Annotated in this window: 15 protein-coding genes and 2 pseudogenes; 8 read left to right on the forward strand and 9 right to left on the reverse strand. The window is 42.9% G+C overall.

The features are described 5' to 3' along the window. Positions 1-116: 116 nt before the first annotated feature. Together Xsto_RS02145 and Xsto_RS02150 are read right to left on the reverse strand one after the other, a co-directional pair. Positions 117-323, reverse strand: a complete 207-nt coding sequence (locus Xsto_RS02145; RefSeq protein WP_099123963.1) for a hypothetical protein — start codon at positions 321-323, stop codon at positions 117-119. Positions 324-416: 93 nt separating this feature from the next. Beyond that, the gene (locus Xsto_RS02150; protein WP_099123964.1) at positions 417-860 is read right to left on the reverse strand and encodes a hypothetical protein; all 444 of its coding nucleotides are present in this window, start codon (positions 858-860) and stop codon (positions 417-419) included. Positions 861-1,100: 240 nt separating this feature from the next. On the opposite strand from Xsto_RS02150, the gene Xsto_RS22790 reads away from it, so the two are divergent. Next, positions 1,101-1,304: an ECs_2282 family putative zinc-binding protein gene (locus tag Xsto_RS22790; protein ID WP_422646207.1), complete on the forward strand. Its 204-nt coding sequence runs from the start codon at positions 1,101-1,103 to the stop codon at positions 1,302-1,304. Between the two features lie 77 nt (positions 1,305-1,381). On the opposite strand, the gene Xsto_RS02160 is transcribed toward Xsto_RS22790, so the two are convergent. The 6 genes and pseudogenes from Xsto_RS02160 to Xsto_RS02185 all read right to left on the reverse strand — a co-directional run. Continuing rightward, a complete protein-coding gene (locus tag Xsto_RS02160; protein ID WP_099123966.1) occupies positions 1,382-1,831 on the reverse strand; it encodes a lysis protein in 450 nt (149 codons plus the stop codon). Positions 1,832-1,840: 9 nt separating this feature from the next. Then, positions 1,841-2,410 carry a phage antirepressor N-terminal domain-containing protein gene (locus Xsto_RS02165; protein ID WP_099123967.1) on the reverse strand — a complete coding sequence of 190 codons (570 nt, stop codon included), beginning with the start codon at positions 2,408-2,410 and terminating at the stop codon, positions 1,841-1,843. 201 nt (positions 2,411-2,611) lie between these two features. Further along, on the reverse strand, positions 2,612-3,046 hold the full coding sequence (locus Xsto_RS02170; RefSeq protein ID WP_099123968.1) for a lysozyme: 435 nt from the start codon (positions 3,044-3,046) through the stop codon (positions 2,612-2,614). Further along, entirely contained in the window at positions 3,030-3,362 is a 333-nt protein-coding gene (locus Xsto_RS02175; RefSeq protein ID WP_211284280.1) for a phage holin, lambda family, read from the reverse strand. Before Xsto_RS02175 ends, Xsto_RS02170 begins: the two co-directional genes overlap by 17 nt. Positions 3,363-3,655: 293 nt before the next feature. After that, on the reverse strand, positions 3,656-4,168 hold the full coding sequence (locus tag Xsto_RS02180) for a DUF7823 domain-containing protein (RefSeq protein ID WP_099123970.1): 513 nt from the start codon (positions 4,166-4,168) through the stop codon (positions 3,656-3,658). A gap of 201 nt (positions 4,169-4,369) precedes the next feature. Further along, positions 4,370-4,933 (reverse strand): annotated as a pseudogene (locus Xsto_RS02185) (DEAD/DEAH box helicase); the annotation flags it as partial. On the opposite strand from Xsto_RS02185, the pseudogene Xsto_RS02190 reads away from it, so the two are divergent. Next, positions 4,934-5,719 (forward strand): annotated as a pseudogene (locus tag Xsto_RS02190) (tyrosine-type recombinase/integrase); the annotation flags it as partial. A 106-nt stretch (positions 5,720-5,825) separates the two neighbouring features. On the opposite strand, the gene icd reads toward Xsto_RS02190, so the two are convergent. Further along, on the reverse strand, positions 5,826-7,079 hold the full coding sequence (gene icd, locus Xsto_RS02195) for an NADP-dependent isocitrate dehydrogenase (protein WP_099123971.1): 1,254 nt from the start codon (positions 7,077-7,079) through the stop codon (positions 5,826-5,828). Positions 7,080-7,218: 139 nt separating this feature from the next. Between icd and rluE the strand changes: the two genes are divergently transcribed. The 6 genes from rluE (at position 7,219) to phoP (ending at position 12,518) form a co-directional block, all read left to right on the forward strand. Continuing rightward, the gene (gene rluE, locus Xsto_RS02200) at positions 7,219-7,848 is read left to right on the forward strand and encodes a 23S rRNA pseudouridine(2457) synthase RluE (RefSeq protein ID WP_099123972.1); all 630 of its coding nucleotides are present in this window, start codon (positions 7,219-7,221) and stop codon (positions 7,846-7,848) included. After that, on the forward strand, positions 7,841-8,293 hold the full coding sequence (locus Xsto_RS02205) for an NUDIX hydrolase (protein ID WP_099110932.1): 453 nt from the start codon (positions 7,841-7,843) through the stop codon (positions 8,291-8,293). Before rluE ends, Xsto_RS02205 begins: the two co-directional genes overlap by 8 nt. A 110-nt stretch (positions 8,294-8,403) precedes the next feature. Continuing rightward, the gene (mnmA, locus tag Xsto_RS02210; RefSeq protein WP_099110933.1) at positions 8,404-9,507 is read left to right on the forward strand and encodes a tRNA 2-thiouridine(34) synthase MnmA; all 1,104 of its coding nucleotides are present in this window, start codon (positions 8,404-8,406) and stop codon (positions 9,505-9,507) included. A 2-nt stretch (positions 9,508-9,509) separates the two neighbouring features. Next, the gene (hflD, locus tag Xsto_RS02215; protein ID WP_099123012.1) at positions 9,510-10,136 is read left to right on the forward strand and encodes a high frequency lysogenization protein HflD; all 627 of its coding nucleotides are present in this window, start codon (positions 9,510-9,512) and stop codon (positions 10,134-10,136) included. A gap of 51 nt (positions 10,137-10,187) precedes the next feature. After that, positions 10,188-11,558, forward strand: coding sequence for an adenylosuccinate lyase (gene purB / locus Xsto_RS02220; protein WP_099123973.1), 1,371 nt, complete (start codon positions 10,188-10,190; stop codon positions 11,556-11,558). 288 nt (positions 11,559-11,846) lie between these two features. Next, a complete protein-coding gene (phoP, locus tag Xsto_RS02225; protein ID WP_099110936.1) occupies positions 11,847-12,518 on the forward strand; it encodes a two-component system response regulator PhoP in 672 nt (223 codons plus the stop codon). The last annotated feature ends 26 nt before the right edge of the window (positions 12,519-12,544 follow it).

The raw sequence follows: 12,544 nt of genomic DNA on the forward strand, positions 1-12,544 counted from the left end.
CTAAGATCTGGCTGTCAGTAAAACGTGACTTTTTCATAAGATTTCGATCTCCTCTGCTACATTAAGCGTATGAGAAAATTCTACTTATGGACACTCCGGCTTTTAGGGGGGATTACCTAGGCTTCTGTTGTATTGTTTTCACAACGCAATACCAAAGCCTCTTCCCCGTTCTCTGATGACAACACTGCAAAATAATCTATCTTGTCAGTGAGCTTATTTACTTCTTTTGTGATATCCCATTTTCCAAGCTTTGGCATATCGCTTGCCATTACATTAAAGGATAAAAAACATACTGTAATTAACCACGTAACGCGCTTTTTCACTACAATTCCTCATTGTTAATTTTATATACAATACTAACTAATGAGGAGGCATAGCTCAATAATCCATACTTAAGAGAGTTTGTGTAATTAAACTTAGATTAACGCCAGTGCCAAGCTGTTATTTATTGTGATTATTGTATGCTTTTTAATTCCCTTCATGCCTTCATTGAAAGCATCAGTAGCTAATATAGTTAACTTTTGGCAGTTGTAATCATCCATATATCTCAAACAATGGAAAGATGGCCTGATCTCTTTTTCTTTACCATTTACAGGAACCAAGGTAGCTGAACCACCTAAAAACCTATCATCTGATGGAGAGTATGTTGAGATATAAGTATCAGATACTGTATTAATACGTATTCCTGTGATTCGCTCTAGCTTTTCAGGCACATTCGCCCACACAGCACTACATTCTGAATCACCAGTGCAGTGCTGGTTTTCTGCGGTCACTTTAGGTAATGGTTCTTTCTCTTTGGATTGAGCAGAGCACCCATTCAAAGTCAGCGCAACAACAAAACCAGCAATTAACTTCTTCATTTTCATCTCCACCTGAGTTAGCTACATAAATCTTAATCAAAGTATGGTGCAAAATGAAGCAAATACGCGGTGAGAACGAAGTGGCAGCATGAGTTATCGGTATTCCTTTAACCACTCAGGGAATGGGTATGGGAATAAAGGCCTGCTTTTAACCACATCAGGCAAGGTGGCTTCCTGCTTTCCACAGTCAAGAAAAACCGATAAGTTGGTTATTCCGCAGTCAAAAGAGGAATACTACTTATGAGTGAGATTTCGTTTAAGTGCCCTGATTGCCATAGTGACCTTGTTGTAAGCTCCAGCGTCGAAATCAAGGAAATAGATGACCTCAACGGAACCAAGTGTACTTCGTGTGGTAGAGCTATCAGCAAAGAAGATATTACTGCTCAAGCTAGCGATTATGCCGCTAACATGATCAGGGATGCCTTCAGGAAACACGGACTTTAATTCATCTATTTTTTTATCTAATTTACTGGTATCAAATTTTATTGATGCCAGTATTGGTTCTTTCATTGTTCCACTCCTCATTTACACTGCGCCCTAACATAATCCTGCAAATATCTCAGTTTTGCCCGGTCGTTGATGATGCCTTCTCGGATATCGAGAACAGCTTGTCCAGTTTCTCTAGGGAGTTCGATGGTGGTTGCATCGCCCACGCTGACGGAGGGAGTGGCCTCACGCACAGGACAGGTGGCCTTGATGCGCAGCTTGCGACGACCAGCGGCAACATCAGCCCGAAGAGTATCGATTTCAGTCTTAGCATTGGCGAGTTTCTCTATGTAGATTTCGTCTAATTTTGCAAGTTGTTCAAGACGCTCTTGCTGCTTATTTATCGCGATAATCTGACTGTCATACTGTCGCTTTAATCTACGGTATTCTTCGGCCTTGTCCTGATACTCACTGTAGTAGAACCAGAACAAGCCAGAGACAATCACCAAAGCAATCAGGGTGAAGTACTGGCTGTTGAGTTTCATCTCACCGCCTTATTGGGTTCGTGTTGTTTTGCCCTTGCCTGTTTCAGCCAGAACAAGATCAAGAACTAAGTCGGTAGCCTGTCCGATTAAGCCTCTTATCTTGCTTTCATGTTCAGGTCTGACCTTCTTCCATTCATTGAGTCCCGTACCAAACACACTAGCGAGCTGCTTGTCTCTTTTTAACTCAGCACAAGCCTGATTCAGTTCTTCCATCACGTTACGTTTACGGGGATTAACAGCGATACCTTTTGTCCAGTATTCATAAAGCACATCGTCGCATTCGCCCTGATAGCGGATCACTTTGTCCCTAATTTCAGGCTTAACTTTGTTAGGGCTGATAGTTGCTAACCAACCTGCTAGCTTACGGAGAGCAAGGCAAGTCATTAACTGTAAGCCACCTTTTGTAGGTGTTGGGATTTCCTCAACCCCTTTTTTAAAGCGTTGTTTTAACTTGGTATATTGCCCTGCCCAGTCCATCCCCATCCCTTCAACAATGGGTCTCATTGGCACGTAAGGCTCATTGTTGTATTCCACAACATAAAGTTCATCGTCATAAAAAGGGACTGTAATTGTATGCATCTTGCGTATTCCTATAGAAATAAGAGCCTGCTGACGTAGAAATATCGCCCATGAGAGGTCGCCACCTAGCGATACTTCTCAGGCTCTATTTCTATAAGCTCATGATTGGGTTTAGCGCACGTCAGTACGCCGATAAAAAGAAGCCCCGCAAAAGCGAGGCTCAGAATTCAAAGTAGATTTTTTCGAATATCACGTAGGATCTCATGACAAAAACATCTGGCGTTCAGATGCCCTGCGCTTAGTCAGACCGTTCATCACTTTACCTGCTGCTTTATTCCATCTCTGGAATTCATCGGCTGCACCTTGGTAGTCACCTGCATTGAGCTTCTTAAGTAAGGTAGAACGAGCAAAGTTACCCGCGCCACAATTGAAGATGAACGAGCACAGGGCATCAAACTGTCCCTGAGTCAGTGATACCTTCACGGTGGATTCAAGGGTAATGTAGATAGGTTTAAGGTCATCATGCAGGAATGCTTCGGCCTGCTGTTCGGTAATAACTTGCCCTGGCTTGACGTCTTTTGTGTGACCGTAACCAATCGTCCACGGAATACCACCTGTAGCCGGATCGGGATAGGCTTTCAGTTTCAGGCCTTCATATTGTTTAATGCACTCCAGACCTTTATTGCTGATTTCCATCAGAAGCGCCTCCCGCTTTCTTCTCCGCCGCTTTACGCAGTAATTGACCAATGAAGTCTGTCCCCAAATAACCAATTACCACACTACCGATGTAGGCCAAATCAGGATTCAGACCAAACAGATTTAATACGTCACGAATGAACCAAGCGAACATGGCACACATAAAGGCATCGATGGAGACCTTTAACCAGCCTCCGCCATGATAGCGACCGCGAAGAAAGGCCATCGTTCCAGCAAGCGTCGCCAAGATACCTTGCTCTCTGACCGACACAAGCCAGTCACTGAGGTGTACCCAGATATTAGGATCTTCTTTCATCTTCATATTTCCCCCCCATCAGAACAATGGGCGTCCGTGGGGTGAGTCTATGGTCGCCCCTGTGAGTTGTTGTGAATAGGTTGCCCTAAAAATTTAGGGCATAGATACGCATGGTGCGTAGCTTGTAGCAGGTCTAGCCTGCCTGTTTTCAAATGTTAAATTGTGGTCCTGCCAATTGAGCGTTTGCGGTCGGCTGGAACATGTAAATCCGCAACACACCCAACACTTTCTCGGTAGTTGGCGACCAAAAACAAAAAGGCCGCATTAAGCAGCCTTGAATTCAATATGTAGATTTATTTCCAGTTGAGGCAGAAGCGAAGTGTGTTACCTATATTTTGCTTCATTATTACCCCTAATTCTTTAGCCCCAATATTGAAATATTGAGCAAAAAGCTGATATTTTTTTAGATACCTACGAATATCGAAAGAACTCTTACCAAGATTATAAATTACTCCATTAACTGTTACATAAAGAACTTTGTTTTCTAATAACTCAATAGATTGTGAATAGCTATCTTCATCTTTAAACGAGTAAGTGTCCCAACCAATATAATCAGCTCCTAATTGTAACCAAAGAAAAGTATTGCTTTTCGAGACATCAATACGTGTATTATTTTCGATTATAGCTATAGTTCCTATAGCACCATCAGGAGGCCTGTAGGTGCTACCGACTGGTTTATTTGAATAGCCCCATATAGACCTAAGATACTCCCCCCCCATATTTGCCCGTCCAGTTCCTATCATAATATCCATAACCAACATATTTTCTATTTTGGATTCACTCTCCAGCTTATTAACATCAGACATAAACACCTCACTTTATTATTCGTTAAAGGTCATTTCATCCTACTGCTAACTAGCCGGTTAATATTACTGAGGTCAGGCTCTTATCTCAATTGAATAGCCTGTAACAGAATCAATACGCCTTAAAATAAGGCAGCGCATGATAAAGTTTATCTGTTAGTCGAGTGCGTGATTCAGTGAGGTGTATATTTGAAGTTTGGTGCTAACGGATGCCATGCTATCGACATCAATGTCTTCCCCGGTCAGGGGCTTAAAATCACACTTCGGGCAGACATAGACTCCGGCAGGCTTCATGTAGTGACAGCTGGGACATTCTTTCGGCAGCTTCTCCCGCTTTTCCTGCTCCCGGTGGCTGGAATGGGTCTTCATGCCATCGTTTTTACTGGGCAGCTCGTCATATTCGATATCGTCGGGATAGCCGAGACGGTGGACGGTGCCGGAGTGATCGAAGATAAGGCAGGTTTCTTTACCCGGCGCGGTACGTAAGCCTCTGCCGAGACATTGAGTCCAACGGATCTCTGACTTGGTGGGCCTTGCATAAATGATGCAGCGCACATCACTATCAAACCCGGCAATTAAGGTGCCAACATTCACGATGACTTTCGTTGCGCCCTGCTCGAAACGGTGAATAATAATCTTCCGTTCTTCGTGGGGGGTCTGAGCGGTAATAATATCAGCATTCACTCCGGCGCGATCAAATTCGACCGTGACAAAGTTGGCATGACTGACCGTGACGCAAAAACAAATCGTTGGCTGATTATTACCATTGTCGAAGCATTCAGGAAACATTGTGGTAACGAGATTATCGATAATATCCAAACCAAAGATATTGCAATTTTAGTTGACGAATATAAAGAACGTGGGCAAAAAAGGATGGCCCAAATTGTTCGCATGGTTTTAATTGATGTCTTCAAAGAAGCCCAGCATGCCGGAGAAGTTCCTCCGGGATATAATCCTGCTAAAGCAACCAAAATGCCTATTAATAAAATCAAACGGCAGAGGTTAAGCTTGGAAGAATGGAAAGTAATATTCGACCATGCAGGAAAAACACAACGCTATTTACAGAATGCAATGTTGTTAGCCCTAGTTACTGGGCAACGTCTAGGAGACATTGCCAAGTTACGGTTCGACGATGTGTGGGATGATCACTTGCATATTATTCAGGAAAAAACAGGCACTAAACTAGCGATTCCTCTAAATATCAAATGTGAAAAAATAGACTTTACATTACGAGATGTAATAACACGTTGTAGAGATAGAATATTAAGCCCTTACATGCTCCACTACCATCATACTACCGCACAGGCTAAACGCGGTGGTCAAGTGTCTGCCAATGCAATCACTGCCGGCTTTCAAAAGATCCGTGATGATACAGATCTCAAGTGGGAAAAAGGCACACCTCCCAGTTTCCATGAGCAAAGGTCACTATCGGAACGTTTGTACCGCGAACAGGGCGTCGATACAAAAACATTACTCGGTCATAAAAGCCAGTCAATGACTGATAAATACCATGATGATAGAGGTAAAGATTGGATTATTTTGGCAGTGAAATAGCGGTCAATTTATAACCAGTTTTGCAGGAGTTTTGCAGAAGAATTTTCATACCGTTAAAAACAACGGGAACCATTAAGCCCCCGTTATCTATTTTGGCTAATGACTATTACATATGATAAATAATAGCATCACCAAATTCGCTACATTTCAGCAGCTTAGCGTCTTCCATCAGGCGTTCAAAATCGTATGTGACAGTCTTGGCAGCAATCGAACCTTCCATACCTTTAACGATTAGATCAGCAGCTTCGAACCATCCCATGTGGCGCAACATCATTTCAGCGGATAGGATGACTGAACCTGGGTTTACCTTATCCTGACCGGCATACTTAGGTGCTGTACCGTGTGTTGCTTCAAACAGGGCACACTCATCACCAATGTTCGCACCCGGGGCAATACCAATACCACCAACTTGTGCTGCCAGCGCATCAGAAATGTAATCACCATTCAGGTTCATACAGGCGATAACATCATATTCAGCCGGACGCAGCAGAATTTGTTGCAGGAATGCATCGGCAATTACATCTTTGATGATGATATCTTTGCCGGTTTTAGGGTTCTTAATCTTCACCCATGGACCACCATCCAACAGTTCACCGCCAAATTCTGTACGCGCTAATTCATAACCCCAGTCTTTAAAGGCACCTTCAGTAAACTTCATGATGTTGCCTTTATGAACCAGAGTCACTGATTCACGGTCGTTATCAATTGCATATTCAATCGCAGAACGTACCAGACGCTTAGTGCCTTCTTCCGAGCATGGTTTCACACCGATACCACACTGTTGAGGGAAACGGATTTTAGAAACGCCCATTTCATCCTGCAGGAATTTAATCACTTTATCCGCTTCCGCAGACCCGGCTTTCCACTCAATACCCGCATAAATGTCTTCCGCATTTTCACGGAAAATCACCATATCAGTTAATTCAGGGTGTTTTACAGGGCTTGGAGTTCCTTGATAATAGCGAACCGGACGCAGGCAGACATATAAATCCAGCTGTTGACGAAGTGCCACATTCAGAGAACGGATGCCGCCACCAACAGGCGTTGTCAGAGGGCCTTTAATAGCAACCCGATATTCACGGATCAAATCAAGTGTTTCTTCCGGCAGCCAGACATCTTTACCATAAACCTGTGTAGATTTTTCACCCGTATAAATCTCCATCCAGGAAATTTTGCGCTCACCGCTATATGCTTTCTGAACCGCAGCATCAACAACTTTCAGCATGACCGGCGTTACATCCACACCAATGCCATCCCCTTCGATATAAGGGATTACCGGGTTATTCGGAACATTTAATTTACCTTTGGTATCAATAGTAATTTTTTTACCTTCCGCCGGAACAACTACTTTGCTTTCCATTAACCTCTCCTTTCAAGTAAGCGCAATGCCTTGTTAATTTTTTGTAAGGGACGTGTCAATATTACTTGAATATTCTGCAAACGCCAATGGCGCAGATTTCAGGTATAATATTGCCCTTCACTTTGTGCAATAACTTATCATGACAAATTTCTCTTTTAAAAAACGTAAACTTAATCGATTCAGTCAAAGAAAAAATGACAACACCAAAAAAAGAATAGCGGGCCCACGTCAGGTGCTGATATTTAATAAGCCTTATGATGTTCTGCCCCAGTTCACTGACGAAATGGGAAGAACAACCTTAAAGAATTTTATTCCTTTTAGTGATGTTTATGCCGCAGGACGGCTGGATAGAGATAGTGAAGGGTTACTGGTTCTGACTAATGATGGAAAGTTGCAAGCCAAATTAACGCAGCCCAACAAAAAAACGGCCAAAATTTATTATGTTCAGGTAGAAGGAATACCGGATGAAGTTGCACTGAGTAAACTCCGCAACGGTATTACCCTGAAAGACGGCCCTACACTTCCCGCCGGAGCAGAATTAGTCGAAGAACCTGTATGGCTTTGGGAGCGAACTCCGCCAATTAGGGAACGAAAAAATATCCCTGTCAGCTGGCTGAAAATCACGCTTTTTGAAGGCCGTAACCGTCAGGTACGCAGAATGACAGCCCATGTTGGTTTTCCAACATTACGCCTTATCCGGTTTAGTATGGGTTCATTACAACTAGGGGATTTGTCCCCCGGAGAATGGAGAGAAATAGATTTTGTTTAGTCCACATATCACCGTTGCTTGCATAGTACATGCCAAAAATCAATTTTTGGTTGTTGAAGAACTTATTGATGGCAAGCCTCGCTGGAACCAGCCTGCGGGTCATCTTGAAGCTGATGAAACATTACTGGAAGCGGCTGAACGCGAATTATGGGAAGAGACAGGCATTCGAGCTAAGCCACAGGCATTATTGAAATTACATCAGTGGGTCGCCCCGGATGGAACTCCCTTCATCCGTTTTTTGTTTCTGGTTGAACTAGAGAAAACGGTGGATACCGATCCTCAGGATAGTGATATCCACTGCTGTCACTGGCTGAGCGCAGAAGAAATTATTAACAGCCCACAACTGCGTTCCCCATTAGTTGCTGAAAGTATCCGTAATTATTTGGAAAATCAGGCTCACCCCTTATCAATACTGGATAGCTATGGTTCTCCTTTCACAAAATAATTTCCCATTAAATGAAACGCAAATCACAAGAGCACGAAGACGTTTGATGCACCTTGCCTGTCAACATGCTAAAGTACCGCGTTTATTTTTTTCCGCAGTGAGATATGCCCATGTCAGATAACAGCCAGAAAAAAGTCATCGTCGGAATGTCCGGTGGTGTTGATTCATCCGTCTCCGCTTACCTGCTACAACAACAGGGCTATCAGGTAGCTGGCCTGTTTATGAAAAACTGGGAAGAAGATGACGATGAAGAATACTGCTCTGCCGCCGATGATCTTAAGGATGCTCAGGCGGTGTGTGACAAGCTGGGTATTGAACTGTATACCATCAATTTCGCAGCTGAATATTGGGATAATGTATTTGAACTCTTCCTTGCTGAATATAAAGCAGGCCGTACACCGAATCCGGATATTCTCTGTAACAAAGAAATTAAATTCAAAGCATTTTTAGAATTTGCTGCCGAAGACTTAGGTGCTGATTACATTGCAACCGGCCATTATGTCCGCCGTCGGGATGTGGATGGCGTTAGTCAGTTACTTCGGGGCCTTGATGGTAATAAAGATCAAAGCTACTTTTTATATACCCTGAGTCATGAGCAGGTTGCCAAAAGTTTATTCCCGGTCGGGGAGCTTGAAAAACCTGAAGTTCGCCGCATTGCCGAAGAAATTGGGTTAGTTACGGCGAAGAAAAAAGATTCTACAGGTATCTGCTTTATTGGTGAACGTAAGTTCCGCGATTTTCTGGGCCGCTATCTGCCAGCTCAGCCGGGCCCAATTGTTACCGTTGACGGGCAGACTATCGGGCAACATACCGGCCTGATGTACCACACACTTGGTCAGCGAAAAGGGTTAGGTATCGGAGGAACTAAATCCGGTAATGAAGAACCCTGGTATGTTGTTGATAAAGATGTTGCAAATAACATACTGGTTGTTGCACAAGGCCATGAACATCCCCGCCTGATGTCTGTCGGTTTAATTGCACAACAACTGCATTGGGTTGATCGCCAGTCACTGGAAACAGAAATCCGTTGCGTGGTAAAAACGCGCTACCGTCAGCAGGATATTCCCTGCACAGTCATTCCTTTGAGTGAAGATAAAATTGAGGTTCGTTTTGACAGCCCCGTTGCCGCTGTCACTCCCGGTCAATCAGCTGTGTTTTATCAGGGCGAAATTTGTCTCGGCGGTGGTGTGATCGAACAACGTATACAGGAGTAATCGTGGCTAAAAATTATTACGACATTACATTGGCGCTGGCAGGTATCTGCCAGTCAGCTCGTCTGGTACAGCAACTGGCCCATGAAGGGCAATGTGATGCCGGTGCTTTTGAAGTAACTCTTAACAGTGTTCTGAATATGAATCCGACATCTACTCTGGATGTCTTTGGCAATGAAGCAGGTAACCTGCGTACCGGCCTTGATGCTGTGATGGGAATGCTGAATGGTACAAATAGCGGGCTCTCAGCAGAGCTGACCCGCTATACTTTAAGTCTGATGGCACTGGAGCGACGTCTCAGTAAAAATCCATCAGCAGCAGATGAATTAGCTAAACGCATAAGCCAGCTGGAACGTCAGCAGGCTTATTTTGAACCTATGTCTGAGGGAATGCTCAATTCTCTTGCTGGTATTTATGTCGATGTAATTAGCCCATTGGGGCCTCGCATCCAAGTCACAGGCTCGCCGGATATTCTGCGCAACACATTGGTGCAGGCAAAAGTCCGGGCGGCATTACTGGCAGGTATTCGCAGCACCGTATTATGGCAGCAGGTTGGCGGTAGCCGTCTGCAATTTATGTTTTCCAGACAACGACTAGTCCGACAGGCAAAAGACATTCTTGCGCGTTGTTAATTGAATTAATTGTTAAATAAATCGTTAAATAAAATCCGGGAGTTTCTACCAATGGAATTATCCTCACTGACCGCTGTTTCTCCGATTGATGGCCGTTACGGCGATAAAGTTAGCGCACTGCGCGCTATTTTTAGTGAGTTCGGCTTACTGAAATTCCGCGTGCAGGTTGAAGTACGTTGGCTACAAAAACTGGCCGCCACAGCAGAAATCACAGAAGTTCCTGCTTTTGATGAAAAGGCAAACGCTTACCTGGATGAAATTATTACAAATTTCAACGAACAGGATGCATTACGCATTAAAGAAATTGAGCGTACAACTAACCATGACGTTAAAGCCGTTGAGTACTTTCTGAAAGAAAAAGTCGCTCATATTCCTGCTTTACATCAGGTTGCTGAGTTTATACATTTTGCCTGCACCTCCGAAGACATCAATAACCTGTCACATGCATTGATGCTTAAAACTGCCCGTGAGGAAGTGCTGCAACCACAATGGCGTCAGTTAATCGACACCATTAAGCGTATGGCTCATGAATACCGTGATCTGCCTTTGCTGTCACGTACCCACGGGCAACCAGCAACGCCTTCAACTGTAGGTAAAGAGTTCGCAAATGTTGCCTACCGCATGGAGCGCCAGTTCCGCCAACTTGGTCAAATTGAAATTTTGGGCAAGATCAATGGTGCAGTTGGTAACTATAATGCCCATTTGTCAGCCTATCCTCATATTAACTGGCATCAGTTCAGCGAATCATTTGTTACTTCTCTGGGTGTTCAATGGAACCCATATACTACTCAGATTGAACCTCATGATTACATTGCAGAACTGTTTGATTGTATTGCACGTTTCAATACTATCCTGATTGATTTTGACCGTGATATCTGGGGTTATATCGCTCTTAATCATTTCAAACAGAAAACTGTTGCCGGTGAGATTGGCTCATCAACCATGCCACATAAAGTTAACCCGATTGATTTTGAAAATTCAGAGGGTAATCTGGGTCTGGCAAACGCAGTGTTTGGTCATCTTGCCAGTAAATTGCCTGTTTCCCGCTGGCAGCGTGACCTGACTGACTCAACAGTATTACGTAATCTGGGTGTTGGTCTGGGATATGCGTTAATTGCATATCAATCCACAATGAAAGGCCTGAATAAACTGGAAGTCAACGAGAAACATTTATTAGGCGAGTTGGATCAGAACTGGGAAGTATTGGCTGAGCCGATTCAGACGGTTATGCGCCGTTATGGTATTGAGAAGCCATATGAAAAATTAAAAGAGCTTACACGTGGTAAACGTGTTGATGCAGAAGGAATGAAAAACTTCATTGATGGTCTCGAACTACCGGAAGAAGAAAAAACTCGTCTTAAGTCGATGACTCCTGCCAATTATATCGGCTATGCTGAATTACTGGTTGATGAATTAAAATAAAACGATTTTATTTATAAAATGTGGATAGGAATTCCCGTCCACATTTTAAAAAAATGCGTAACCTTATATGAAGTATAAATAAGTCGCAAAGTTATATACTATTTTCGATTTACCTTATTGTTTTTAGCAATCCATTCATTAACATACCAACAATAGACTAAATAGTTACTATACTTGGTTTAATCATAACAACATATCTATAATTTATTTCAATCCATCCATATAGTTGACTATCTAGCTATTTAAGATTTATTTGATAAATTTTACTGGTTAGCATAAGGAACCATTATGCGAATATTAATAGTTGAAGATAATGCGTTGCTTCGTCATCATTTAAAAGTACAGCTTCGGGATATTGGTCATCAGGTTGATGCTGCTGAAGACTCAAAAGAGGCTGATTATTACCTGAAAGAAAATCATCCTGATGTTGCCATCATTGATTTGGGGTTACCGGGGGAAGATGGTTTAAGCTTAATAAAACGCTGGCGCAGCGATCATATTAATATACCCATTCTCATTCTCACTGCCCGTGAAAGCTGGCAGGAAAAAGTTACCGTATTAAATGCCGGTGCAGATGACTACGTGACTAAGCCTTTCCAATTGGAAGAAATTAATGCACGTATACAGGCATTAATGCGTCGTAATAGTGGTCTGGCATCGCAAGTTGCGGAATTACCACCTTTTCTGATTGATCTTTCACGTAAGGAATTTTCTGTTAATGGTAAGAAGATAAAATTAACTGCCTTCGAATATACGATTATTGAAACTTTGATGCGTAATAACGGTAAAGTTGTCAGTAAGGAATTATTAATGAGGCAGTTATACCCTGATGCTGAATTACGTGAAAGTCATACAATTGATGTGTTAATGGGACGTTTGAGAAAAAAGATATTGAATGAATGGCCTGACGAAGTGATTGTTACAGTCCGTGGTCAGGGTTATCGCTTTGATGTGAAATAATATCATGTTTAACTTCCTGAGAACTC

This window comes from Xenorhabdus stockiae, from assembly GCF_002632825.1.
Lineage (GTDB): Bacteria > Pseudomonadota > Gammaproteobacteria > Enterobacterales > Enterobacteriaceae > Xenorhabdus > Xenorhabdus stockiae.